This is a genomic window from Bradyrhizobium sp. USDA 4504 (assembly GCF_054063995.1).
The window spans coordinates 1,245,336-1,267,918 of record NZ_JBSSGV010000001.1 but is presented as its reverse complement, the minus strand read 5'-3'; the positions used below and the strand labels follow the sequence as shown (position 1 = coordinate 1,267,918).

Here is a 22,583-nt window from a genome sequence, read left to right as displayed (position 1 = left end):
GGACGACACTGTGGCTAGCCGCTATTCCGCAACCCCGCCGAGATCCCGTTGATCGTGATCTGAATCCCGCGCAGCACCTGCTCGTCCGGGTTCTGCGCGCGATACTCCTTCAACAGCTCGACCTGCACGTGATTGAGCGGATCCATGTACGGGAAGCGGTTGCGGATGCCGCGCTCCAGCAGCGGGTTGCCCTGCAGGAGCCGGTCATGCCCCATGATGTCGAGCAGCGTCTCGATCGACAGGTGCCATTCGCGGCGGATCTGGCCGAAAATCTTCTCGCGCAACGCGACGTCAGGCACCAGCTCGGCATAGCGCGAGGCGATCGCGATCGAGCTCTTCGCCAGCACCATATCCATGTTGGAGAGCAGCGTGCGGAAGAACGGCCATTCCCGATAGAGCTCCTGCAGGAACGCCATGCCCTGCTCCGGATGCTCTGATATCCAGCTCTCGACCGCGCTGCCGAAACCATACCATCCCGGCAGCATCAGCCGGCATTGCGCCCAGGAGAACACCCACGGAATGGCGCGCAGGTCCTCGATCTCGCGGGTCTTCTTGCGCGAGGCCGGGCGGCTGCCGATGTTCAGCGTCGCGATCTCGTTGATGACGGTCGAGCCCCAGAAATAATCGGCGAAGCCTTCGGTCTCATAGACAAGGCCGCGATAGGCCTTGAAGGCGAGCGCGGAAATCTCCTCCATCGCCTTGAGATATTCGGGGCGCGGCGCGCTCTGCCGAGGCTGCAGCAGACTGGTTTCCAGCGTCGCCGCGGCGAGGATTTCCAGATTGCTGCGGCCGACCTCGGCATTGGAATATTTCGACGAGATGATCTCGCCCTGCTCCGTGATGCGTATCTGGCCGTTCACGGCGCCGCCGGGCTGCGCGATGATCGCGTCATAGCTCGGGCCACCGCCGCGGCCGACCGAACCGCCGCGGCCGTGGAACAGGCGCAGCCGCACGCCGTGGCGCTCGAACACCTCGACGAGGCCGATCTCTGCCTTGTAGAGCTCCCAACCCGAGGTGACGAAGCCGCCATCCTTGTTGCTGTCGGAATAGCCGAGCATCACCTCCTGCACGCTACCGAGACTGTCGACCAGCTTGCGATAATCGTGCAGCACCAGCATGCGGTCCATGATGCCGCTGGAGGCCTGCAGATCCTCGATGGTTTCGAACAGCGGCACGATGTTGACGGCGCTGCGGCCGGACGGATTGACGAGCCCGACCTCCTTCAGCAGCACCGCGACCTCGAGCATGTCGGACATGCCCTGGCACATCGAGATGATGCATTGGGAGATCACCTCCGGCCCGAACCTGGCATGCGCCTCGGCCGCGGCTCGGAACACGGCGAGCTCGCTCTGGGTCTCCTCGGAATATTTCACGAAGGGCGAGGCCAGCGGCCGTGCATTGCGCAGCTCGCCCAGCAGCAGGCTGACGCGGGCGTCCTCGCCGAGCGCCAGATAGGACATCCCCGGATTGGCGGTGTCGAACAGTTCGGCGATGGTGCGCTCGTGCACCGCCGAGTTCTGGCGGATGTCGAGTCGCGCCAGATGGAAGCCGAAGCAATCCACCGCCCGCCGCAACAGCCGCAGCCGGCCGCGCGCGATCACGCTGGAATTGTTCGCAATCAGCGAGCGGTTGAGCACGTCGAGATCGGCCTGGAATTCCCTGGCGCGCGCATAGGGCTCGGCCTTGCCGACCGGCGGCCGCGTGGTCTCGACCTCGAGCCGGGAGGCTGTCGCCGCAAGTCTCGCATAGATGCCCGATACGGCCAGACGATACGGCTCGCCGCTGCGATGCGGTGAGGTGTCGGGCGAACGCTCGGCGAGGCTCCGCAGCTCGTCCGAGACGTCGGCGAGATGCGCCGCCAGCGACAATTCGGCGCCAAGCGCATGCAGCTCCTCGAGGTAGAAGTTGAGCGCCTGGCTCGACTGCAGGCGCAGCGTGCCGCGCATCACCTCCGCGGTGACGAAGGGATTGCCGTCGCGATCGCCGCCGATCCAGCTTCCCATCCTGAGGAAGGAAGCGAGTTCGCCGGCCTCGCCGCCCTCCTTGTTCAGGCGGTCCTCCAGCGCGCAATGCAGCCGCGGCACCTCCTGCAGGAAGGTGTAGTCGTAGAACGACAGGCCGTTGGCGACCTCGTCGAGGACGGTCAATTTGGTCCGGCGCAGCAGATTGGTCTGCCACAACGTCACCACGGCGCGGCGAAGCTGCTCGTCGCTGGCCTCGCTCTCGTCCGGCGTCATCTGCAGCCGCTCGCGGCGGTCGAGCAGATCGGCGATCTCCATCTCGCGGTCCATCGTGCTCTTGCGGCGGACCTCGGTCGGATGCGCGGTCAATACCGGGCTGACCAGTGCACTCTTGAAGAAGCTGCGCAAATCGGCCGGGCTGATGCCGGCCTGACGGGCATGCACCAGCGTCTGTTCCAGCGTGCTCGGCCGCGGCGCCCCGCTCGGACCGCGGCTGCGCATCTGGCGGATGTTGTTCTGGTCCTCGGCGATGTTGGCGAGGTGGGAGAAATAGCTGAAGGCGCGGACGATCTGCAGCGTCTCGGCAATCGACATGCCGTCGAGGATGCTCTCCAGTTCCCGACGCGCCAGCTTGTCCTCGTCGCGATGGAAGCGAACCGAGGTCTGGCGGATGCGCTCGACCAGGTCGAATACATCGGCCCCTTCCTGGTCGCGCACGGTGTCGCCGAGAACGCGCCCCAGCAGGCGGATGTCGTTCCGGAGCCGCGCATCCTCCTCCTGCGCAGTCGCTTCCAGAAGGCTGGCCTCTGCGGCACGCTTGGCGCGGATTTCGGTCTCGGACGGCATGGTCTGGGGAGGCATTACCTGGGGAGACATGGCTCGGCTACTCCGGAGGCTGCCCGGCTCCTCCCGAGTGTGCGCTTTTTTTGCCGCAGCGCAAGATGAACTTGGTGGCGGTGCACACTCACCAACGCCGTCCCGGCGAAAGCCGACCCATAACCACCGGCGGCTGCGGTCGAAGCAAGCTGGCGCTACTGCAGCGCGCAACACGGAGATTGGTGGTTATGGGTCCCGGGTCGCGCGGAACCTGTCATCGGGCGGCGCTTCGCGCCGACCCGTTGGCTTGCCCGGGACGACGGCGAGTTTTGTGGCGCTAGGTGTTCAGTCCCGAGGTCAAGTGGATGGGATCGATCCTGAAGCGGTTTGGTTCGTCGGCCCATGCTTTGCAGATAGCTTCATAGGGCGTGAGACCACGCAGGGTCTTAAGGCGTCTGGCGAAGTTGTAAGCATCAAGGAAGGCAGCGAGGTGATCTTCCAATTGCTCGTGGGTCTCGTAGTGGTATCGCCGGACGGTTGCCTCCTTGAGCGTGCGGTTCATTCTCTCGACCTGACCGTTAGTCCAAGGATGATTGGGCTTGGTCAGGCGATGCTCGATGCCGTGTCCCAGGCAGGCCCGGTCGAAGGGATGGCCGCGCCAGCTTGCAGTGGCGCCATCACGATTCTTAGGCAGGTCGGCGAACTGGATACCGTTGTCGGTCAGTACAGTGTGGATCCGGAAAGGGACGGCCGCCACCAGTTCTTCGAGGAAGGCCCTGGCTGCTGCACCCGTGGCCTTCTTCACCAGCCGGGCGAAGGCGTATTTGGCGGTCCGGTCCACCGCCACGAAGAGATAGAGTTTGCCTTCCTCGGTGCGGACCTCAGCGATATCGATGTGGAAGTAGCCAATGGCGTAGCGCTTGAAGGGGTGCCTGGCGGGCTTGTCGCCGGCGATCTCGGGTAAGCGGCTGATCCCGTGACGTTGCAGGCAGCGGTGCAAGGACGAGCGCGTGAGATGCGGGATCGTCGCCTGCAGCGCATAGAGACAGTCATCCAAAGGCAGGAGCGTGTGCTTGCGGAAGGCGACGACCATCGCCTCTTCCTCGGCAGAAAGCACGGTCGAGCGCACGGTCTTTGGCCCCATCGGCGCATCGTGGACAAAGGTGCGCTTACGCCACTTGGCGACCGTCTTTTGGTTGAGCCCGTGCTGGGCGGCTAGCTCTTTGAGCGGAGCCTTCGATCGCTGTATTGCCGCTCGGATCGCGTGCGTGGTCGTGGCGCTGCCATGGAGTATCTGGCCCATAGGTCCTCTCGGAATGAAGGACCAGTTTGGCTGATTCCCCCACACTCCGGGACCAGACACCTAGATCCTCCGCCCCGCTCGCTCCCAATACGGATCGCGCAGCCGGCGCTTGAAGATTTTTCCGGAATCCTCGCGCGGCAGGCTGGTCTGGATCTCGATGTGCTTGGGCACCTTGTAATCGGCGAGCGCGCTCTTCAGCTGGGCGCGGACGGAGGCGATGTCGAGCGCGACGCCGGGCTGCGGCTCGACCACCGCCATCAGCGCCTCGCCGAACTCGGCATCGGGAATGCCGAACACCGCACAGTCGTGCACGCCGGTGACGGCATGCAGCACCGCCTCGATCTCGGCCGGATAGATGTTGACGCCGCCCGAGATCACCATGTCGCGCTTGCGATCGCAGATGAAGACGTAGCCGTCGGCATCGATATAGCCGACGTCGCCCGAGGTAATGAATCCCTGCCGGTCGATCTCGGCGCGCTTCTCGGCCTTGTTGTGATAGGTGAAATCGGGATTGCCCTTGATCCGCGAATAGATCTCGCCGATCTGGCCCTGCGGCACCTCCTTGCCGTCGTCGCCGATGAAGCGAAGCTCGGCACCGGGCGAGATCTTTCCGACCGTGCCGGGCTTCTTCAGCGCGTCCTCGGAATTGGCGAAGGTCACCGCGCCTGACTCGGTCGAGCCGTAGAACTCGTAGATCACCGGCCCCCACCATTCGATCATGGCGCGCTTGACATCGGGCGGACAGGGCGCGGCGGCATGGATGATATGGCGCAGCGACGACATGTCGTACTTCCAGCGCACCTCCTCTGGCAGCTTCATCAGGCGGATGAACATCGTCGGCACCATGAAGATGGTGTCGATCCGCTCGCGCGCGATCAGCTGCAGAAACTCCTCCGCGTCGAAGCGCGGCATCAGCACCAGCGCGCCGCCGAGCTTGCCCGAGCGCAAGCCGAAGGAATTCGGCGCGGAATGGTAGAGCGGTCCGGGCAGGATCGCGCGTGCACCGGGCTTCAGGCCGTAGATCATCGCGCGCATTGCTTCCGCATTGGCGGTCTGCTCCGGCGTCGGCGCGAAGCGGCGCACGCCCTTGGGATGGCCTGTGGTGCCCGAGGTGTAGATCATGTTCTGCGGCTGCGGCACCACCGGGCCGTCATAGCGCGGGAACTGCGCCAGCCAGGCTTCGAAATCGATCGCGAAATCCGGTGTCGCCAGATGATCGGGATTGATCTTGTAGTTGGCGAGGATTTCCGGTGGCGTCGGCACGCTGAGCACGATGACGCCGGGCGGGATCGCGCCGCGCAGCGGATGCAGCATGTCGGCATGACCGATCAGGACGCGCGTGCCGGAATCCGTCAGCACGTAGTTGATCTCCTCCGGCTTGAAGTGCCAGTTGATCGGTACGCCATAGGCGCCGAGCCGCATCGCGGCATAGGCAGCCTCGATGAAGGCGATGTCGTTGCGCATCAGCATGCAGACGCTGTCGCCCGGCTTGACGCCGAGCTCGTTGAGGCCGCTGGCAGTACGGTCGGCGCGCTCGGCCACTGCAGCGTGATCGCGCCGGCGACCGCCGCTGACGATGCCGAGGAAGAGCTGGGACGTTTCCATTGTCGTTGTCCGATCTTTCGTCGGGTTAAATGTCAATCCGGGGCGCGCAGAGCGCGAACGCGGAATCTCGAGATTCTCCGGTGCGCAATTGCGCACCATGGTTCGATGCTGCGCACCGCTGCGGAATGACTGCGGTCGTTACCCCGCATCCACAAACCTCGGCGCGCGCTTCTCCAGATTGGCGCGCACGGATTCGGTCTGGTTCGGGCTGCCGAGCAATTTCTGCTGCTCGACCGATTCCGCGAGCAGCGCGGCCGCCGGGTCGACCGACAGATTGTTGAGCATGCGCTTGGCGGCATGGATCGCATCCGGGCTCTTGCCGGCGATCTCGCGCGCGACTTCGAGCGCCGCGGCGCGCGGGTCGTCGCAGACGCGGGTGGCAAGGCCGTAACTTTGGGCCTCCTGCGCCGAGAAGATGCGACCGGTATAGGTGAGCTCGCGCAGGATGTCGTCGCGCACGAGGCTCGCCAGAATCGGCGTGCCCGCCATGTCGGGCACAAGACCCCATTTGATTTCCATGATCGACATCCGTGCATCCTGCGAGAGGAAGCGCATGTCGGCGCCGAGCGCGAGCTGGAAGCCGCCGCCGAACGCGACACCGTGAACCGCTGCGATCACCGGCACCGGAAGCTGGCGCCAGCCCCACACCGCCTGCTGCGGGAAATTGGCCTTGCCGTGGGTGCGGATGGTGAGATCGCGCTTCTCGCCGCCCGGCACTCCGTTACCGCCATCCTTCATGGCGGCGAAACGGCCCATGTCGAGCCCGGCGCAGAACGCCCGGCCCTCGCCGGACAGCACCACCACCCGAACGGCTTTTTCCCTGGAAAGCCGGTCGGTTGCGGCCACCAATGCCTCGAACATCGCGGCGTCGAGCGCGTTCATCTTGTCCGCCCGCACCAGGCGGACATCGGCGATACCGTCCGAAATCGATATCGAAACGCGATCTTCCATTGAAATCTCCTCCGCTGTTCCTTGTTGGCGCTTTACACAAAGGCCGTTGTCCGCTTTTAGTCAATCGACCAATTAACTGACAACCCCCGTGGAGGAAACGATGTTCTCTGATCAGCTTCTTGCCGGGCGGCGCATACTGGTAACCGGTGGTGGCACCGGCCTCGGCAAGGCCATGGCCTCGCGGTTCCTGCAGCTCGGGGCAGAGGTGCATATCTGCGGCCGCCGCAAGAGCGTCTGCGACGAAACCGCGACCGAGCTGATGGCCGAGTATGGCGGGCGCGTGGTCAGCCACGGCGTCGATATCCGCAACGCCATGGCGGTCGACGAGATGATCGAGGCGATCTGGACCACCAGCGGCCCCCTCACCGATCTCATCAACAACGCCGCCGGCAATTTCATCTCGCGCTCGGAAGAATTGTCGCCGCGCGGCTTCGATGCGGTCGCCAACATCGTGATGCACGGCACCTTCTACGTGACGCACGCGGTGGGCCGGCGCTGGATCGCCGGCGGTCATCGCGGCAACGTGGTGTCGATCACCGTGACCTGGGTGCGCAACGGCTCGCCTTACGTAGTGCCGTCGGCGATGAGCAAGTCGGCGATCCACGCCATGACCATGTCGCTCGCCATCGAGTGGGGCCGTCACGGCATCCGCCTGAACACCATCGCGCCCGGCGAGATTCCGACCGAAGGCATGAGCAAGCGCATCAAGCCCGGCGACGAGGCCGGCGCGCGCACCAAGGCGATGAACCCGATGGGCCGCGTCGGCACCATGGAGGAGTTACAGAACCTCGCGGTGTTCCTGATTTCCGGCGGCTGCGACTGGATCAACGGCGAGACCATCGCCATGGACGGCGCGCAGGCGCTCGCGATGGGCGGCAATTTCTATCAGCTCCGCGACTGGAGCGACGACGACTGGACCAAGGCGCGCGAGTCGATCAAGGCGCAGAACGAGAAGGATCGCGCGGCGCGGGGCTGAGGCCCGCGCTTGCTCCTCAATCACTACTGTCGTCCCTGCGAAAGCAGGGCCCATAACCACCGCTGCGCGTTGTTGAGCTCGCTGTGTCCCCAGCGTCGCGCCACATACAGAATCGTGGTTATGGGTCCCGGCCTTCGCCGGAACGACGATGTTGAAACAGCGCGGCCAATTCCTCCGTATTGTTTTTCCCGCGCGATGCCGCCACACTCCGTGCAACCAAAACAAGACGTCACGGGGGAACATGTCCGACGCGCAGAAACTAACCAATCTTGCCGACATGGTGCGCGAGCGCGCCAAGAGCCGCGGCGATGCGCTGGCCTATGAATTCGAGGGTCGGCAAACCAGCTTCGCCAGGTTCGACATCAAGACCAACCGCGTCGCCAACGCGCTGATCGCGATGGGCGTCAAGAAGGGCGAGCGCATCGCTTATCTCGGCAAGAACAGCGACTTCTATTTCGAGCTGTTGATGGGCGCGATGAAGGCCGGCGTGGTGATGGCGCCGGTGAACTGGCGCCTTGCAGGCCCCGAGGTCGCCTTCATCGTCGACGACTGCAAGGCCCCCGTCCTGTTCGTCGGCCCCGAATTCATCACGCAGGCGCGCAACATCAGCGACAAGCTGCCCAGCGTCCGCACCATCATCACGACCGAGGGCGGCGCGCCGGAATGGCCCGACTTCGTCGCCTGGCGCGATGCGCAGGGCGGCGACGACCCGCGCGTTGCGATCGAGCCGAAGGACATCGCGATCCAGCTCTACACCTCGGGCACGACGGGCAAGCCGAAAGGCGCGATGCTGTCACACGCCAATTTCCTCAACCTCGTGCAAAGCGGCAACGAGGCCGAGAAGCCAGAGTGGAACCGCTGGACCACCGACGACGTCTCGCTGGTCGCGATGCCGATCTTCCACATCGGCGGCTCCGGCTGGGGCGTGATGGGCCTCTATCACGGCGCCCGCGGTGTAATCGCGCGCGAGTTCGACCCGACCAAGGTGCTCGACTTCTTCGAGCAGTCCGGCATCACAAAGCTGTTTATGGTGCCGGCGGCGATGCAGTTCGTGGTGCGGCAGCCGCGCGCGCGGCAGGTCGACTTCTCCCGCCTGAAATACATGCTCTATGGCGCCTCACCGATTCCGGCGGCGCTGCTGAAGGAGTGCATCGAGGTCTTCAAATGCGGCTTCGTGCAGATGTACGGCATGACCGAGACCACCGGCACCATCGTCGCGCTGCCGCCGGAAGACCATATCGAAGGGCTCGACCGCATGCGCTCGGCCGGCAAGGCGTTGCCCGGTATCGAGCTTGCGATCCTCGATCCGGACGGCAAGGCGCTGCCGCCGGGCGAAGTCGGCGAGATCGCCACCCGTTCCGGCTCCAACATGGCCGGCTACTGGAATCTGCCCGAGGCCACCGCGCGCACCATCGACAGCGACGGCTGGCTGCGCACCGGCGATGCCGGCTACATGGACAAGGACGGCTACCTCTACATCCACGACCGCATCAAGGACATGATCATCTCCGGCGGCGAGAATATCTATCCGGCCGAGGTTGAGAGCGCGCTGTGCGACCATCCGGACGTGGCGGAAGCGGCCGTGATCGGCATCCCCGACGACAAATGGGGCGAGGCGGTGAAGGCGGTGGTGGTGATGAAGCCGGGCAAGAGCGCGACCGCGACCGACATCATCACCTTCACCCGCGAGCGGATCGCCGGCTACAAGACGCCGAAATCGGTCGACTTCATCCCGGCACTGCCGCGCAACCCGTCGGGCAAGATCCTGCGGCGGAGCCTGCGTGAACCGTACTGGGCGGGCAAGGACCGGCAGGTGAACTAGCGGTCTCTGTCGTCCCGGCCAAGCGAAGCGCGAGCCGGGACCCATAACCATCGTTGTTCATTGTCTGTCGACGCTGGGGCCACATCTCGTTCAACCAATAGCCGACTGTGGTTATGGGTCCCTGCTTTCGTGTTTGGTCCCTGCTGATTGGTTGGATGGAATCGGTGTAGAACGAGGCGTGGCTTTTATCATGGAGCGCTTCGCGTCATGGAACTGAGCCTGCATGCGAACGCCACGACGACACCGAAGACGCGTGCCTACATCCAGCGCAGCAGGAAGTCGGTCGCCCAATTGGCGGCCGAGCTGGGGGTCAGCGAGACCACGATCTATCGCTGGCGCGGTCGCAGCACGGTCGAGGATCGCTCGCATCGGCCGAAGCACCTCACGACCAGCCTGTCCGCCCTTGAGGAACGGGCAGTGTGTGAGCTGCGGACATCGCTGCAGCTGCCGCTGGACGATATCGTCGAGGTGATGCAGCGGTGCATCAATGCCAAGCTGTCCCGCAGCGCGATCCACCGCTGCCTGCAGCGCAACGGCATCAGCCGGCTTGCCAAGCCTGACAAGCCCAGGGCCGGCGTCTTCGAAAGCGCCAGCATCGGCTTCATTCATATCGACGTGAAGTATCTGCCCGCGCTGCAACGCCGCACCAGTTATGCCTTTGTCGCGATCGATCGCGCCACCCGATACGTCTTCGTCGAGATCCATTCCAGGCGAGACGGAACGACCGCGACCGGCTTCCTCGAACGCTTCCTGGCCGACTTTCCGCACGGTGTTCACACCATCCTGACCGACAACGGAGCCGAGTTCACCGACCGCTTCGCCGTCGACAAGAAGAACAAACCGGTCGGGAAGCCTTCCGGCGACCATCCCTTTGATCGGCTCTGCAAGCAGCGCGCAATCGAGCATCGCCTGACCAAGCCCTACCACCCGCAAACCAACGGCCTCGTCGAACGCTTCAACCGGCGCATCGCTGAAGCCATCGGCCGCGAACACAAACGGGGCAGCGCCCGCCGGACCTTTGTCAACCACGCCGACCGCGACGCCTTCATCGCCAAGTTCGTCCACGACTACAATCGGACCCGCCTCAAATGCCTCGGCTACCTGGCGCCAATCCAGGCCCTCGCCAATCACACGGGACCGAACACGAAAGCAGGGACGACGGTGGAGGGAGTGTCGCACTTCACTTCTTCCCCGTCCTCTCCCGCAAGACGCGCCACCGCTCCTGCGCCTCTTTCGGCCAGACCTCTTTCCGATCGTAATACTCGGCGAACACTTTCGCGCCCGGCGGGAACGTCACCCAGGGCTGCTTCGACGAGGTGAAGATGTGAGCATCCGGCGGGCACTGGCTCGGATCATCCAGCGTGCCGACGCGGACGAAGCGTACCGCCGGTCCCGCGCCCGGATAGTTGCTCCACACCGCGACCTTGCAGATGGAGCAACGCGCGATCTTCTGTCCCTTGCCGCTCGCCGAGGGCGTGTCGACGATCTCGGGCTCGGCCGCGATATGCTCGACCCGCTCGGCCTCGTACAACGCGTTGAGCGCGTGCACGGTGCCGGTCTCGCGCTGGCACCAGGTGCAGTGGCAGGCGTGCACGATCAGCGGCCTGCCGGTCAGGCGGTAGCGGACGTTTCTGCAGGTGCATCCACCTTCCATGCTCATGCCGCCTCCTCTGCGTTAGTGCTTGCCGGCTCCCATGTAGCCGAACAGGAAGCCCGCCACCTTGCGCTTCTGGATCTCCTCGCTGCCTTCCGTGATGCGATAGCGGCGGTGATGGCGGTAGATGTGCTCGAACGGCTTGTGGCGCGAATAGCCCATGCCGCCATGCACCTGCATCGCGCGGTCGGCGGCTTCGCAGCACAGACGGTTTGCCCAGAAATTGCACATCGAGACCCGGTCGGACAGCGTGTGCTCGACCTGCGCCTGGGTCAGTTGATCCATCTCCCAGGCGGTCTTGCGGATCAACAGCCGCAGCATCTCGGCCTGGGTCGCGAGCTCGACCAGCGGCCACTGGATCGCCTGGTTCTCGGCCAGCGCCTTGCCGAACGGCTTGCGCTCGCGAGCATATTTCACGCTCTCATTGATGCAGTACACCGCGGCGCCGAGCGAGCTCGCCGCCTGGCGGATGCGGTTCTCGTGCACGAAGCATTGCGCCAGCGACAGGCCGCGGCCGACCTCGCCGAACTGCGCATCCTCCGGCACGAACACATCGGTGAAGCTGACCCGCGGATGGTCGGTCGGCATATTGAAGGTCCACATATACTCTTCGACCTTCACCCCCGCCGATTTCGCCGGCACCAGGAAGCAGCTGATGCCGCGCGCGTCGCCGTCATTGCCCGAGGTGCGGGCAAACAGCGCACAGTGGGTGGCGACATGCATGCCTGTCGTCCACATCTTCTCGCCGTTGATGATCCAGCCCTTGACGTTGTCGCGCGTGGCCTGAACCGCTTTGGTTTCCATATGGGTGGCGTCCGAGCCGTGCTCGGGCTCGGTCAGACCGAACGTGATGCGGTACTTGCCGGTGATCGAGCCGTCGATCATCGCCTTCTGCTCGTCGGTTCCGTAGCGGTCGAGCATGGTCACGATCGGCAGATTGCCGACGATCGAGTGTTCGTTCTGCAGGTCGTTGTGCAAACCGAGACCCTTTGAGGCAAAATGTTCGCGGATCACGGCCATCCACAGGTTGGAGCCGTCCTTGCCGCCATAGCGCTTCGGGATCGCGAAGCGCAGATGGCCGGCGGCATCGGCCAGGTTCTTGGCCTTGCGCAGCAAGAGCTCCCATTCATGGCGCGGCAGGCCGCCCTTGTCGAAATCGGTGCGCGCCCATTCACGGCGATGGTCGAAGAAGCGGATGTTGTCGTCAGCCTCTTCCAGCGGCTTGATCTCGCGTTCGATGAAGCGATCGAGCTCAGCGAGATAGGCTGTCAGGTCAGCCGGCAAGTTGAAATCCAAGGCGGTCTCTCCCGGAAATATTGTTGATTCTGATTTTGCGTCTAGACGCTGTCGCGCATCCGCGTTCGGATCGATTAAGGTGAGAAGCCTGTCGCCAAGTCAAGCAGGCGAGCGAGGCTTGCACGCGCGGTCGCCTTGCGTAATTGGATGGCACGGAACGACGCGCAGGCGCTAGGATATCAGCAATATTCTTCGCCGCAGAAAATCGACGGGAGCAAACATGGATCTGAAATTCTCCAAGGTGACGCGCAGGGGTCCCATCACCATCGTGACGCTGTCGCGGCCCGAGGTCTACAACGCGCTGCATATCGACGCGCATTTCGAGCTCAACAAGGTGTTCGACGAGTTCTCCGCCGATCCCGAGCAGTGGGTCGCGATCGTCACCGGCGCCGGCGACAAGGCGTTCTGCGCCGGCAACGACCTGAAATGGCAGGCTGCCGGAGGCAAGCGCGGCTGGGACAAGGGCGGCTTCGCCGGCCTGACCACCCGCTTCGACTGCGACAAGCCGATCATCGCCGCAGTCAACGGCGTCGCGATGGGCGGCGGCTTCGAGATCGCATTGGCCTGCGATCTGATCATCGCTTCCGAGAATGCGACCTTCGCCCTGCCCGAGCCGCGCGTCGGCCTCGCCGCGCTGGCCGGCGGCCTGCACCGGCTGCCGCGCCAGATCGGGCTGAAGCGCGCCATGGGTATGATCCTGACCGCCCGCCATGTCAGCGCCAAGGAAGGCCTCGAACTCGGCTTCGTCAACGAGGTGGTGCCGCAGGGCGAGGCGCTGGCAGCCGCCGAGCGCTGGGCCGAGACCATCACCAAGAACTCGCCGATGTCGATCCGCGCCTCCAAGCAGGCGATCCAGAAGGGTCTCGAAGTCTCGCTCGAGCAGGCACTGGCCGAGCAGCGCGACTATCCGGCGGTGAAGGCGATGGCCGCCTCGCAGGATTACATCGAGGGCCCGAAGGCGTTTTCAGAGAAGCGGCCGCCGAAGTGGCTGGGGCGGTAGCACGTCCCTTCTGTCATTCCGGGGCGATGCGAAGCATCGAAGCCGAAATCTCGAGATTCCGGGTCTGGTGCTGACGCACCATCCCGGAATGACGGCGATCCTGTCATGACGACGTGGGATGGGTAGAGCGCAGCGAAACCCATCTACGCTTGCCGCGTGTCGTGATGGGTTTCGCTGCGCTCTACCCCATCCTACCTTTCGAGTTCCCGCTTGTAGGACGCGTAGTTCGGCTGGTCGACGGCGAGCTTGTCCATCGTGGTCTGCCAGAGATGCTCCGATAGCCCCGGCGTTTTCAGATCGACCTCGCCACCTGCGATCTTCCCCGACAGCACGCGGTTCAGCTCCATCAGCGTCCCGTCGGTGCCCAGCAATTGCTTCAGCCGCGCGGCCTCGGTCGCATCGCCGGCTTCGGCGAGCGCGAGCTGCCGCGTCACCAGGTCGAGCGCGTTGATGCCGACGCGCAGCTTGAAGCCGTTGTGCCCCTTGATCGCGGGCGCGATCTCGTTGCGCAGGAAATCGGCGACGGCCTTGATCAGTTCCGTGGGTGTCGGTTCGTCCTGCATGTCACTTGCTCTCTTTCTTGCGCATGATCGATTCCGAAGACCGGTCTCCACGTTCCGGGATCATGCGCGCGGCGCCAGCAACCGCAGCAGATCGATCTCGGTCTCCGACGCGCGCCGCCCGATCATCGCGCGCTCCATCGAGTGATCCGGGCCGCTTCGGAAGCGCTGCATCATGCCGCAACACATCACGCCCCAGCGCAGCGTGCCCATCACTTCCCAGAACATCACGCGCTCGGGGTCGGCCCTGCGGCCGGCTTCCTCATAGCCCGCGAACAAATCTTCGCGCGTGCCGAAACCGCCGACCGGCTTGTCGATCTCGCCGAAGCGCCATGAGTTGACGCAGATCCATCCGAGATCCTCCATCGGATCGCCGGTATGCGCGAGCTCCCAGTCGAGCACCGCGCGCACCCCGTCGGGACCGATGATCAGATTACCGTGGCGGAAATCGCCATGCACCAGCGTCGTCTCCGACGACGGACCGGGATCGTGATCGCGCAGCCAGCGCAGCGCCAATTCGAACACCGGCCGCGGCCAGTTGAAGCTGTGATACTCGCGGGAGAGATCCTCGATCTCCCTGGTCGCGGTCAGGCTGCGCAGCTTCGGCAGCTTGGCCTTCGGCAGGCCATGGATGCCGGCGATGACGCGGCCGAGCTGGCGGGCGAGAATCGGCCGCGCGCCGGCAAATCCCTCGTCGCGCAAAATTTTCCGCGCGATGGTCTCGCCTTCGACCCGCGCCATGATGAAGCCGCGGCCAAGGCCGTCCTCCGGCCTCAAGACATGCATCACCTTCGGCGACGGCAGGCCCGCGTCATGCGCGAGCTGCATCAGCGTCGCCTCGGCATCGAGGCCGGCGGCGCGGCCCGGCGCGGCACCGTAGCCCGGCGGCGCGCGGCGCAGGATCGCGCCGACAGTGCCGTTCGGGTGCACGATGTCGAACGACCAGGTCTCCTGGCTGGCGCCGCCGGAGAGTTTTGCGGCGCCGGTGACGCCGGTCGCGCCGGGATGAAACGAGGCGACGCAGCGGGTGAGTTCGGTCTCGATCATTTGCCCTTGAACTTCGCCGGCCGCTTCTCGAGGAATGCGGTGACACCTTCCTTGAAATCCTCGGCGCTGCCGGCAAGGCGCTGCGACTCGAATTCCAGATTGAGCTGATCCTCGAGGGTATTTTCCGGGCTGTCCCAATAGAGCTTTCGGATCAGCGACAACGCCACCGTCGGGCCGTTGGCGAGATCGTGCGCGAGCTTCATGGTTTCTTCCATCAGCGCGGCGTCGTCATAGACGCGGTTGACGAGGCCCCACTCCAGCGCCTTCTCGGCCGGCAGCCGCTCGCCGAGCAGCGACAGCTCGACCGAGCGCGCCTTGCCGATCAGCCGCGGCAACAGCCAGGTCGAGCCGCAATCCGGCACCAGGCCAATGCGGCGGAATGCCTGCAGGAAATACGACGAACGCGCGCACAGGATGAGGTCGCCCATCAGGGCGAAGCTCATGCCGGCGCCGGCGGCCGGACCGTTCACCGCCGTCACGATCGGACAGTGCAGCTTACGCAATCGGCGCAGGAACGGATGGAACGCGGTCTCCAGCGCCGCGCCGGCATTGCTCTTGCCGGGCTTCTGCTGGTTGCGGCCCTGCAGATTGGCGCCGGTGCAGAAGGCGCGGCCCGCGCCCGTGATCACCAGGCAGCGCACCTCATCGCGCCTGTCGTCGATCGCATCGAGCGCTTCTGCAAGCCCGCCCAGCATGTCGATCGAAACCGCGTTCATGACTTCCTGGTGGTCGAGCCTCAGGATCGCGACCGATCCGTCGAAGTCGAGCGTGACGTGCTTGAACTGCATGGTTTCCTCTTCACGTTGTTTCGGCGGCGGGTACCGCGGTAGGTCGATGCTTCGACCCATATTTGATTTTTGTGCCGGGCTTGTCCATGGTCGGCGGCAAGCCCATCCGTGAACGCGTGATTAGCGCGCACCAAACCAAATGGAAACCCCAATGAGTGGCATCTTCGATCTCACCGGCCGCGTCGCTGTCATCACCGGCGGCAACGGCGGCATCGGCCTCGGCATCGCGCAGGCGCTGAACGCCGCCGGCTGCAACGTCTCGATCTGGGGCCGCAACGCGGAAAAAAACGCCAACGCCGCGGCCTCGATGAAGGCCGGCCCCGGCAAGGTCGCGACGCAATTCTGCGACGTCAGCGATCCCGGCTCGGTCAAGACCGCGATGAAGGCAACCCTGGACACCTTCGGCCGCGTCGACGGCTGCTTCGCCAACGCCGGCATCGGCGGCGGCGGACGTAGAGCCTTCATCGACCGCACCGAGGAGGAATGGCGCAAGATGTTCGCGACCAATCTCGACGGCGTATTTCACGTATTCCAGGCTGCGGCACGCCACATGACCGACCGCGCCGAGGCCGGCGACAAGTTCGGCCGGCTGGTCGCGACCTCGAGCCTCGCCTCGCTGTTCGGCACCGCGCGCAACGAGCACTATGCCGGCACCAAGGCGGCGCTGAACGCGCTGTGCCGCGCACTCGGCGTCGAGCTCGCGCGCCACGGCGTCACGGCGAACGCGATCCTGCCCGGCTGGATCAAGAGCGACATGACCGCCGGCATCATGGCCAACGACAAGTTCGTCGCCAATGTGATGCCGCGCATCCCCCTGCGCCGCTTCGGCGAGCCGAGCGATTTCGGCGGCATCGCCGTCTACATCATGAGCAAGGCGTCGTCCTATCATACGGCGGATTGTTTTGTGATCGACGGCGGGTACACGGCGTTCTAGCCCGGCTCTTGCCGCATCAACGCCGTCGTCCTGGCGAAGGCCGGGACCCATACGCCGCGGCGGATGTTGTGAACGGGACTCGTCGTACCAGCATCGCACCACAAATGACATCGGTAGTTATGGGTCCCGGCCTTCAACGGGACGACGCTGAATATGTGGCGCGCGGTTGAGTCATACATCCGCACCCTCGCGGCGCAGTTGCGCGGCGTGGAATGACGGCCGGAGAGCGACGGATAGAACAACGCGCGACGCAGCGTCGCTTCCGTCGCGGCAAAACTGCTGCTAGCGTTTGAGCCGCAAGGGACGCAATGAGGCGGCTTTTAACAAGCAGGGAGGATATTTCAGATGTTTTCACACGTGATGGTTGGCACCAACGATCTGGACAAGGCCAAGGCGTTCTATGATGCGCTGCTCGGCACGCTCGATGTCCGGCCGGCCCGGGTTGACGGTCACCGCATCATGTACCTCACCAAGGCCGGCATTTTCATGGTGTCCAAGCCGATCAACGGCGAACCGGCGACGCATGCCAATGGCGGCACGATCGGCTTTGCCTGCTCTTCGCCGGAGCAGGTCCATGCCTGGCACGCGGCCGGCGTCGCCAATGGCGGCAAGCCTTGCGAGGACCCGCCGGGCGTACGGGAAGGTTCTGGCGTGAAGCTCTATCTCGCCTATCTGCGCGACCTCGACGGCAACAAGATCTGCGCGATGCACCGGATGAGCTAACCGGCGTCCGCCGGAATCTTTCACGCTGCACGCGGCGGCGTTCAAACAACGTTTGAAACGCCGTCGCTAAATTCCGCGATGCGGTAGAGGTGATCGGAAAATCGGTACTCGCGCTTCGCGTCGCACGCGTCTATTGTCCGCCGCGAAACGCGCCTTCGCGAGGGAGAAAAGACAGTGAAACATGCCTATGTGCCGCGCACCACGAACTACACGCTCAGTCCGGGCGACGAGCTCAATGACCTGCGCATGTCGGACAAGGTCCGCCCGCTCTACGACCATGTGAAGCAGTTCATCCGCGACACGGTCGACCCGATGTCGGTCGAGTTCTATCGCGCCGGCGAGAAGAAGACCAACCGCTGGAGCTTCACGGACGAGCAGCTCGCGATCCTGCAGAAGGCCAAGGACAAGGCCAAGGAAGTCGGCCTCTGGAACTTCTTCCTGCCCGATGCAGAAACCGGCGAAGGCCTCAACAACCTCGACTACGCCTACATCGCCGCCGAGCTCGGGAAGAGCCCGCTGGCCTCCGAGACCATGAACTGCTCGGCGCCCGACACCGGCAACATGGAGGTGCTGGAGCGCGTCGGCACCAAGGCGCAGAAGGAGAAGTGGCTGAAGCCGCTGCTCAATGGCGAGATCCGCTCGGCCTATGCGATGACCGAGCCGAACGTCGCCTCCTCCGACGCCAAGAACATCTCGACCACCGCAAAGCTCGTCGGCGACGAGTGGGTGATCAACGGCGAGAAGTATTACATCTCCGGCGCCGGCGATCCGCGCTGCAAGATCATGATTGTGATGGTGAAGACCAATCCCGATGCCGCGCCGAGCAAGCAGCAGTCGCAGATCCTGGTGCCGATCGACACCCCCGGCGTCGAGATCCTCGGGCCCATGCATGTGTTCGGCCACGACCACGCGCCGCGCGGCCACATGCATCTGCGCTTCAACAATTGCAAGGTGCCGAAGGAAAACATGCTGCTCGGCGAAGGCCGCGGCTTCGAGATCTCGCAGGTCCGCCTCGGACCGGGCCGCATCCATCACTGCATGCGCACCATCGGCAAGGCCGAGAAGGCGCTCGACATGATGGTGCAGCGCGGCCTGACCCGCGAGGCCTTCGGCAAGAAGATCGCCCATCTCGGCGGCAACATGCAGATCATCGCCCAGGCGCGTTGCGAGATCGAGGCGATGCGGCTGATGGTGCTGAAGGCGGCCAAGGCGATGGACGTACTCGGCAACAAGGAAGCCCGGGTCTGGGTTTCGATGGTCAAGGCCATGGTGCCCGAACGCGCCTGCAAGGTGATCGACCAGGCGATCCAGATGCACGGCGCCACCGGCATCTCGCAGTGGTCGCCGCTCGGCGAAATGTACCAGGACGTCCGCCATCTCCGCTTCGCCGACGGTCCGGACGAGGTGCACTGGATGGTGGTCGGCCGCCACGAACTGAGCATGCCGTAGTCGCTTCTTCTCCTTCTCCCCGCTCTTGTGGGGAGAAGGCCGGGATGAGGGGCTGCCTCCGCAAGCACGGTGAGAGATAGTCTCGCGGAGAATCCCCCTCACCCGGATCGCATCTGACGATGCGATCCGACCTCTCCCCGCAGGCGGGGCGAGGTAAGGGAAGAGCGCTCCAAGGAACAAAAACAAACAAGCAAGTCTGCAAGGCGGGTTCGCGCGAGCGTAACCCGCCTTTTGCTTTGCGGTCCGCTCGCGGCGGGTTACCCTTCGCTAACCCGCCCTACGAACTTCCGGACATCCCATGGAATATTCCCCAAGCGACCTCACCCAGCGCGAACGCTACAAGGTGCTGACCTCCTTCGTGCTGCCGCGGCCGATCGCCTGGGTGACGAGCACGAGCGCGGACGGCGTGGTCAATGCGGCGCCGTTCTCGTTCTTCAATGTGTTCTGCGAGGATCCGCCGCTCTGCATGTTTGCGGTCAATCGCCGGCCCGACGGCCGCGAGAAGGACACCCTGGTCAACATCCAGCGTCTCGGCGAATTCGTGGTCAACCTGACCGACGAGCCGCTGGCGCGCGCGATGCATGAGACCTCCGGCGACTTCCCGCCCGAGATCGGCGAGCCCGATTATCTCGGCCTGAAGCTCGCGCCCTCAAGCAAGATCGCAGTCCCTCGCCTCGCCCAGGCGCCGTTCGCGATGGAGTGCAAGACCTGGAAGCTGATCGACGTCAATGGCGACCGCCAGCTGATCATGGGCGAAGGCATCCATTTCCACATTCGCGACGAATTGTGGGACCGCGAGGCGATGCGCGTCCACATGGAGCGCTACCACCCGATCGGCCGCATGTTCGCCGACCGCTACTGCCGCACCGACGACCGCGTGGTGCTTCCCGCGGCCGAGGGCACAAAGAAATAGAGGATCAGACAATGAGCGAAACATTCCGCGACAACAAAGCGCAGAGCCGGTTCGAGCTCGCCGTCGACGGCTCAACCGCTTTCGTGGTCTACCGCAAGACGCCGGACACGATCACGCTTGTGCACACCGAGGTGCCGGCGGAGCTCGGCGGCCGCGGGATCGGCTCCAAGCTCGCACGCGCCACGCTCGACGCCGTCCGCGCGCAGGGCATCAAGCTCGTCGTGAAATGCGAATTCATCCAGGGCTTCATGAAGAAGCATCCGGAGTATGACGATCTGTTGGGGTGATCGCAGGGCGGGTTGGCAAAGCTGTCATTTCGTCATGGCCGGGCTTGTCCCGGCCATGACGCGTTTCGTCACGACGCCACCGGCTCGCCGATCTTGTCCTGCGTCTTCGTTTCGAAATCGCTGGCGTCGTGGCGCTCATGGAGCTGGCTCGACGGCTCGCCCCAGGTGCGGTTGACCATGCGTCCGCGCTTCACCGCGGGCCGTGCCGCGATCGCATCGGTCCAGCGCTGCACGTTCTTGTAGTCCTGCACCGAGAGGAATTCGCCGCCGCCGTAAAGCAGACCCTTGGCGAGGCTGCCGTACCAGGGCCACACCGCCATGTCGGCGATGGTGTAGACATCGCCCGAGAGATACTCGTTGTCGGCGAGCCGGCGGTCGAGCACGTCGAGCTGGCGCTTCACCTCCATCGCGAAGCGGTCGATGGCGTATTCGATCTTGGTCGGCGCATAGGCGTAGAAATGGCCGAAGCCGCCGCCGAGATAGGGCGCGGCGCCCATCTGCCAGAACAGCCAGGAGAAGGTTTCGGCGCGGGTCTTGACGTCGGTCGGCAGGAACGCGCCGAACTTTTCCGCGAGGTACACCAGGATCGAGCCCGACTCGAACACCCTGATCGGCTCCTTTCCGCTGCGGTCCATCAGCGCCGGGATCTTCGAGTTCGGATTGACCGCGACGAAGCCGCTGCCGAACTGGTTGCCGTCGATCTTGATCAGCCAGGCGTCGTATTCCGCGCCCTTGTGACCCGCCGCCAGCAGCTCTTCCAGCATCACGGTGACCTTGACGCCGTTCGGCGTCGCCAGCGAGTAGAGTTGCAGCGGATGGCGGCCGACCGGCAGTTCCTTGTCGTGGGTGGGACCGGCGATCGGCCGGTTGATGCTGGCGAAGCGCCCACCGCTCTCCTTGTTCCAGGTCCAGACTTTCGGCGGCTCGTAGGCAGGAATGTCATTCACGTCGTTGGCTCCCGATTCATGTTCTTGCCAGGTGGCGCGGCGGCGCCGTGCCCATCCCCATGTCCGCACTAGATGGTGCGCGGGCTGCGCTTTGCCCACCCCGCGGATCGCATTTTCTATCCAGCGGAATGCGCTGCGAGGGATGCAGCCGGAGCAGCGCCTGCACGCAAGATCGCCGTGGCCGAAACCCGCTTGGCTTCGCGGACCGTGATGCGCTAGCGTTGCAGCGGCTGACGCCAACAAGCACAAGAAGCAGCCGCCGGGAGAGAACCAGTCCATGAAATCACCGATCTGCGATATGCTGGGGATAGACTTCCCCCTGCTCGCTTTCAGCCATTGCCGCGACGTGGTGGCGGCGGTCAGCCGCGCCGGCGGCTTCGGCGTGCTAGGCGCGACCGCGCATTCGCCAGAGACGCTGGAGCAGGAGTTGACGTGGATCGACGCGCATGTCGACGGCAAGCCTTATGGCATCGACGTGCTGATCCCGGAAAACATCTCGACCGCGGGCGAGAAGAACGTCACCTGGAAGAGCCTCGAGGCGCGGGTCTCGCAGGAGCATCGCGACTTCACCCGCAATCTCTTGAAGAAATACGACATCGAGCTGACCAGCCGGAACGTCGCCGACAACCAGCCGCAGCCGTTCGACGCCGAGACCGCGCTGCAACTGCTCGAGGTCTCGTTCCGGCATCCGATCCGGCTGATCGCGAATGCGCTCGGCGTACCGCCGAAGGCGATGATCGAGATGGGGCGCAAGCACGGCGTGCCGGTGGCGGCGTTGGTCGGCTCCAAGGAGCACGCGCTGCGCCAGGTCGCGGCCGGTGTCGATATCCTGGTCGCGCAGGGCACCGAGGCCGGCGGCCATTGCGGCGAGGTCTCGACCATGGTGCTGGTGCCGGAGGTGATCAAGGCGGTCAAAAAGATCCGCGACGTGCCGGTGCTCGCCGCCGGCGGCATCATGACCGGCAGCCAGATGGCGGCCTGCATGGCGATGGGCGCGGCCGGCGCCTGGACCGGCTCGGTGTGGCTGGCCACGGTGGAATCGGAGACCTCGGAGATCTTCCGCGAGAAGATGATCGCGGCCTCCTCGCGCGACGCGGTGCGCTCCAAGGGCCGCACCGGCAAGCCGGCGCGGCAGCTCCGCTCGGTCTGGACCGACGCCTGGGACCGCGCGCCGGAGAGCCCCGGCGCGCTGCCGATGCCGCTGCAAAGCATCATCAGCCGCGACGCCTTCAACGCGATCGACCGCGCCGCAGCTGGTGGTAACGAGAAGGCCCGCGATCTCGTCAGCTATTTCGTCGGCCAAGGCGTCGGCCTGATCGACAGCGTCAAATCCGCCGGCGCCGTGGTGCAGGAGTTCAAGGAAGAGTTCGTCGAAGCTGTCGAGCACATGAACGCGCTGGTGGCGGAGTGACGATCCCTCCCCGCCGTCATTGCGAGGAGCGAAGCGACGAAGCAATCCACCTTTCCCCGTGTCGGAACATGGATTGCTTCGCTTCGCTCGCAATGACGCCCATAACAACCATCGAGCCCAAGACTGCAGAGTGAACCAAC

At 64.6% G+C, this 22,583-nt stretch carries 19 protein-coding genes and 1 pseudogene; 10 read left to right on the top strand and 10 right to left on the bottom strand.

Annotated features, from left to right (window positions below; translation table 11 throughout):
- Nucleotides 1-14: 14 nt before the first annotated feature.
- The 4 genes from ppc to ACVMB1_RS05430 all read right to left on the bottom strand — a co-directional run bounded on the left by ppc (nucleotide 15) and on the right by ACVMB1_RS05430 (nucleotide 6,636).
- Complete coding sequence (ppc, locus tag ACVMB1_RS05445) at nucleotides 15-2,822, bottom strand: phosphoenolpyruvate carboxylase (RefSeq protein ID WP_141339568.1); 2,808 nt, start codon at nucleotides 2,820-2,822, stop codon at nucleotides 15-17.
- A 292-nt stretch (nucleotides 2,823-3,114) separates the two neighbouring features.
- A complete protein-coding gene (locus ACVMB1_RS05440) occupies nucleotides 3,115-4,080 on the bottom strand; it encodes an IS481 family transposase (RefSeq protein ID WP_069280608.1) in 966 nt (321 codons plus the stop codon).
- 60 nt (nucleotides 4,081-4,140) lie between these two features.
- Nucleotides 4,141-5,685 carry an acyl-CoA synthetase gene (locus ACVMB1_RS05435; protein ID WP_141339452.1) on the bottom strand — a complete coding sequence of 515 codons (1,545 nt, stop codon included), beginning with the start codon at nucleotides 5,683-5,685 and terminating at the stop codon, nucleotides 4,141-4,143.
- A gap of 138 nt (nucleotides 5,686-5,823) precedes the next feature.
- Nucleotides 5,824-6,636, bottom strand: coding sequence for a crotonase/enoyl-CoA hydratase family protein (locus ACVMB1_RS05430; protein WP_141339450.1), 813 nt, complete (start codon nucleotides 6,634-6,636; stop codon nucleotides 5,824-5,826).
- 100 nt (nucleotides 6,637-6,736) lie between these two features.
- Between ACVMB1_RS05430 and ACVMB1_RS05425 the strand changes: the two genes are divergently transcribed.
- The 3 genes and pseudogenes from ACVMB1_RS05425 to ACVMB1_RS05415 form a co-directional block, all read left to right on the top strand.
- Nucleotides 6,737-7,612, top strand: a complete 876-nt coding sequence (locus ACVMB1_RS05425; protein ID WP_141339448.1) for an SDR family oxidoreductase — start codon at nucleotides 6,737-6,739, stop codon at nucleotides 7,610-7,612.
- 241 nt (nucleotides 7,613-7,853) lie between these two features.
- Entirely contained in the window at nucleotides 7,854-9,434 is a 1,581-nt protein-coding gene (locus ACVMB1_RS05420; protein WP_141339446.1) for a fatty acid--CoA ligase, read from the top strand.
- A 207-nt stretch (nucleotides 9,435-9,641) separates the two neighbouring features.
- Nucleotides 9,642-10,541: pseudogene (locus ACVMB1_RS05415) on the top strand (IS481 family transposase); the annotation flags it as partial.
- A gap of 73 nt (nucleotides 10,542-10,614) precedes the next feature.
- On the opposite strand, the gene ACVMB1_RS05410 reads toward ACVMB1_RS05415, so the two are convergent.
- Together ACVMB1_RS05410 and ACVMB1_RS05405 are read right to left on the bottom strand one after the other, a co-directional pair.
- A complete protein-coding gene (locus tag ACVMB1_RS05410; protein WP_076827205.1) occupies nucleotides 10,615-11,094 on the bottom strand; it encodes a GFA family protein in 480 nt (159 codons plus the stop codon).
- A gap of 15 nt (nucleotides 11,095-11,109) precedes the next feature.
- A complete protein-coding gene (locus ACVMB1_RS05405; RefSeq protein ID WP_038388013.1) occupies nucleotides 11,110-12,384 on the bottom strand; it encodes an acyl-CoA dehydrogenase family protein in 1,275 nt (424 codons plus the stop codon).
- Between the two features lie 220 nt (nucleotides 12,385-12,604).
- Between ACVMB1_RS05405 and ACVMB1_RS05400 the strand changes: the two genes are divergently transcribed.
- Nucleotides 12,605-13,384 carry an enoyl-CoA hydratase-related protein gene (locus ACVMB1_RS05400; RefSeq protein ID WP_076827202.1) on the top strand — a complete coding sequence of 260 codons (780 nt, stop codon included), beginning with the start codon at nucleotides 12,605-12,607 and terminating at the stop codon, nucleotides 13,382-13,384.
- A gap of 191 nt (nucleotides 13,385-13,575) precedes the next feature.
- Here the strand turns inward: ACVMB1_RS05400 and ACVMB1_RS05395 are convergent, their stop codons facing one another.
- The 3 genes from ACVMB1_RS05395 to ACVMB1_RS05385 are packed head-to-tail and all read right to left on the bottom strand — an operon-like array spanning nucleotide 13,576 to nucleotide 15,779.
- Nucleotides 13,576-13,947, bottom strand: coding sequence for a DUF6285 domain-containing protein (locus ACVMB1_RS05395; RefSeq protein ID WP_456814141.1), 372 nt, complete (start codon nucleotides 13,945-13,947; stop codon nucleotides 13,576-13,578).
- 60 nt (nucleotides 13,948-14,007) lie between these two features.
- Complete coding sequence (locus ACVMB1_RS05390; protein ID WP_057015739.1) at nucleotides 14,008-14,991, bottom strand: phosphotransferase family protein; 984 nt, start codon at nucleotides 14,989-14,991, stop codon at nucleotides 14,008-14,010.
- Complete coding sequence (locus tag ACVMB1_RS05385) at nucleotides 14,988-15,779, bottom strand: enoyl-CoA hydratase/isomerase (protein ID WP_057015740.1); 792 nt, start codon at nucleotides 15,777-15,779, stop codon at nucleotides 14,988-14,990. Before ACVMB1_RS05385 ends, ACVMB1_RS05390 begins: the two co-directional genes overlap by 4 nt.
- Before the next feature lie 151 nt (nucleotides 15,780-15,930).
- On the opposite strand from ACVMB1_RS05385, the gene ACVMB1_RS05380 reads away from it, so the two are divergent.
- The 5 genes from ACVMB1_RS05380 to ACVMB1_RS05360 all read left to right on the top strand — a co-directional run bounded on the left by ACVMB1_RS05380 (nucleotide 15,931) and on the right by ACVMB1_RS05360 (nucleotide 20,085).
- Complete coding sequence (locus ACVMB1_RS05380; RefSeq protein ID WP_016845858.1) at nucleotides 15,931-16,713, top strand: SDR family NAD(P)-dependent oxidoreductase; 783 nt, start codon at nucleotides 15,931-15,933, stop codon at nucleotides 16,711-16,713.
- A gap of 345 nt (nucleotides 16,714-17,058) precedes the next feature.
- Nucleotides 17,059-17,436 (top strand): VOC family protein, encoded by a 378-nt coding sequence (locus ACVMB1_RS05375; RefSeq protein WP_057015741.1) that lies wholly within the window; start codon nucleotides 17,059-17,061, stop codon nucleotides 17,434-17,436.
- Between the two features lie 174 nt (nucleotides 17,437-17,610).
- Nucleotides 17,611-18,885 carry an acyl-CoA dehydrogenase family protein gene (locus ACVMB1_RS05370; RefSeq protein WP_076827195.1) on the top strand — a complete coding sequence of 425 codons (1,275 nt, stop codon included), beginning with the start codon at nucleotides 17,611-17,613 and terminating at the stop codon, nucleotides 18,883-18,885.
- Nucleotides 18,886-19,183: 298 nt separating this feature from the next.
- On the top strand, nucleotides 19,184-19,798 hold the full coding sequence (locus ACVMB1_RS05365; protein WP_141339438.1) for a flavin reductase family protein: 615 nt from the start codon (nucleotides 19,184-19,186) through the stop codon (nucleotides 19,796-19,798).
- Between the two features lie 11 nt (nucleotides 19,799-19,809).
- The gene (locus tag ACVMB1_RS05360; RefSeq protein ID WP_141339436.1) at nucleotides 19,810-20,085 is read left to right on the top strand and encodes a GNAT family N-acetyltransferase; all 276 of its coding nucleotides are present in this window, start codon (nucleotides 19,810-19,812) and stop codon (nucleotides 20,083-20,085) included.
- A 68-nt stretch (nucleotides 20,086-20,153) separates the two neighbouring features.
- Here the strand turns inward: ACVMB1_RS05360 and yghU are convergent, their stop codons facing one another.
- Nucleotides 20,154-21,032, bottom strand: coding sequence for a glutathione-dependent disulfide-bond oxidoreductase (yghU, locus tag ACVMB1_RS05355; protein WP_057015744.1), 879 nt, complete (start codon nucleotides 21,030-21,032; stop codon nucleotides 20,154-20,156).
- Nucleotides 21,033-21,309: 277 nt separating this feature from the next.
- Between yghU and ACVMB1_RS05350 the strand changes: the two genes are divergently transcribed.
- Nucleotides 21,310-22,443, top strand: coding sequence for a nitronate monooxygenase (locus tag ACVMB1_RS05350; protein ID WP_141339434.1), 1,134 nt, complete (start codon nucleotides 21,310-21,312; stop codon nucleotides 22,441-22,443).
- The last annotated feature ends 140 nt before the right edge of the window (nucleotides 22,444-22,583 follow it).

Bases quoted from the DNA above. Each gene is read 5' to 3' on its own strand.
- ppc (WP_141339568.1), bottom strand. From the start codon at position 2,822: ATGCCTCCCCAGACCATGCCGTCCGAGACCGAAATCCGCGCCAAGCGT.
- ACVMB1_RS05440 (WP_069280608.1), bottom strand. From the start codon at position 4,080: ATGGGCCAGATACTCCATGGCAGCGCCACGACCACGCACGCGATCCGA.
- ACVMB1_RS05435 (WP_141339452.1), bottom strand. From the start codon at position 5,685: ATGGAAACGTCCCAGCTCTTCCTCGGCATCGTCAGCGGCGGTCGCCGG.
- ACVMB1_RS05430 (WP_141339450.1), bottom strand. From the start codon at position 6,636: ATGGAAGATCGCGTTTCGATATCGATTTCGGACGGTATCGCCGATGTC.
- ACVMB1_RS05425 (WP_141339448.1), top strand. From the start codon at position 6,737: ATGTTCTCTGATCAGCTTCTTGCCGGGCGGCGCATACTGGTAACCGGT.
- ACVMB1_RS05420 (WP_141339446.1), top strand. From the start codon at position 7,854: ATGTCCGACGCGCAGAAACTAACCAATCTTGCCGACATGGTGCGCGAG.
- ACVMB1_RS05410 (WP_076827205.1), bottom strand. From the start codon at position 11,094: ATGAGCATGGAAGGTGGATGCACCTGCAGAAACGTCCGCTACCGCCTG.
- ACVMB1_RS05400 (WP_076827202.1), top strand. From the start codon at position 12,605: ATGGATCTGAAATTCTCCAAGGTGACGCGCAGGGGTCCCATCACCATC.
- ACVMB1_RS05395 (WP_456814141.1), bottom strand. From the start codon at position 13,947: ATGCAGGACGAACCGACACCCACGGAACTGATCAAGGCCGTCGCCGAT.
- ACVMB1_RS05390 (WP_057015739.1), bottom strand. From the start codon at position 14,991: ATGATCGAGACCGAACTCACCCGCTGCGTCGCCTCGTTTCATCCCGGC.
- ACVMB1_RS05385 (WP_057015740.1), bottom strand. From the start codon at position 15,779: ATGCAGTTCAAGCACGTCACGCTCGACTTCGACGGATCGGTCGCGATC.
- ACVMB1_RS05380 (WP_016845858.1), top strand. From the start codon at position 15,931: ATGAGTGGCATCTTCGATCTCACCGGCCGCGTCGCTGTCATCACCGGC.
- ACVMB1_RS05375 (WP_057015741.1), top strand. From the start codon at position 17,059: ATGTTTTCACACGTGATGGTTGGCACCAACGATCTGGACAAGGCCAAG.
- ACVMB1_RS05365 (WP_141339438.1), top strand. From the start codon at position 19,184: ATGGAATATTCCCCAAGCGACCTCACCCAGCGCGAACGCTACAAGGTG.
- ACVMB1_RS05360 (WP_141339436.1), top strand. From the start codon at position 19,810: ATGAGCGAAACATTCCGCGACAACAAAGCGCAGAGCCGGTTCGAGCTC.
- ACVMB1_RS05350 (WP_141339434.1), top strand. From the start codon at position 21,310: ATGAAATCACCGATCTGCGATATGCTGGGGATAGACTTCCCCCTGCTC.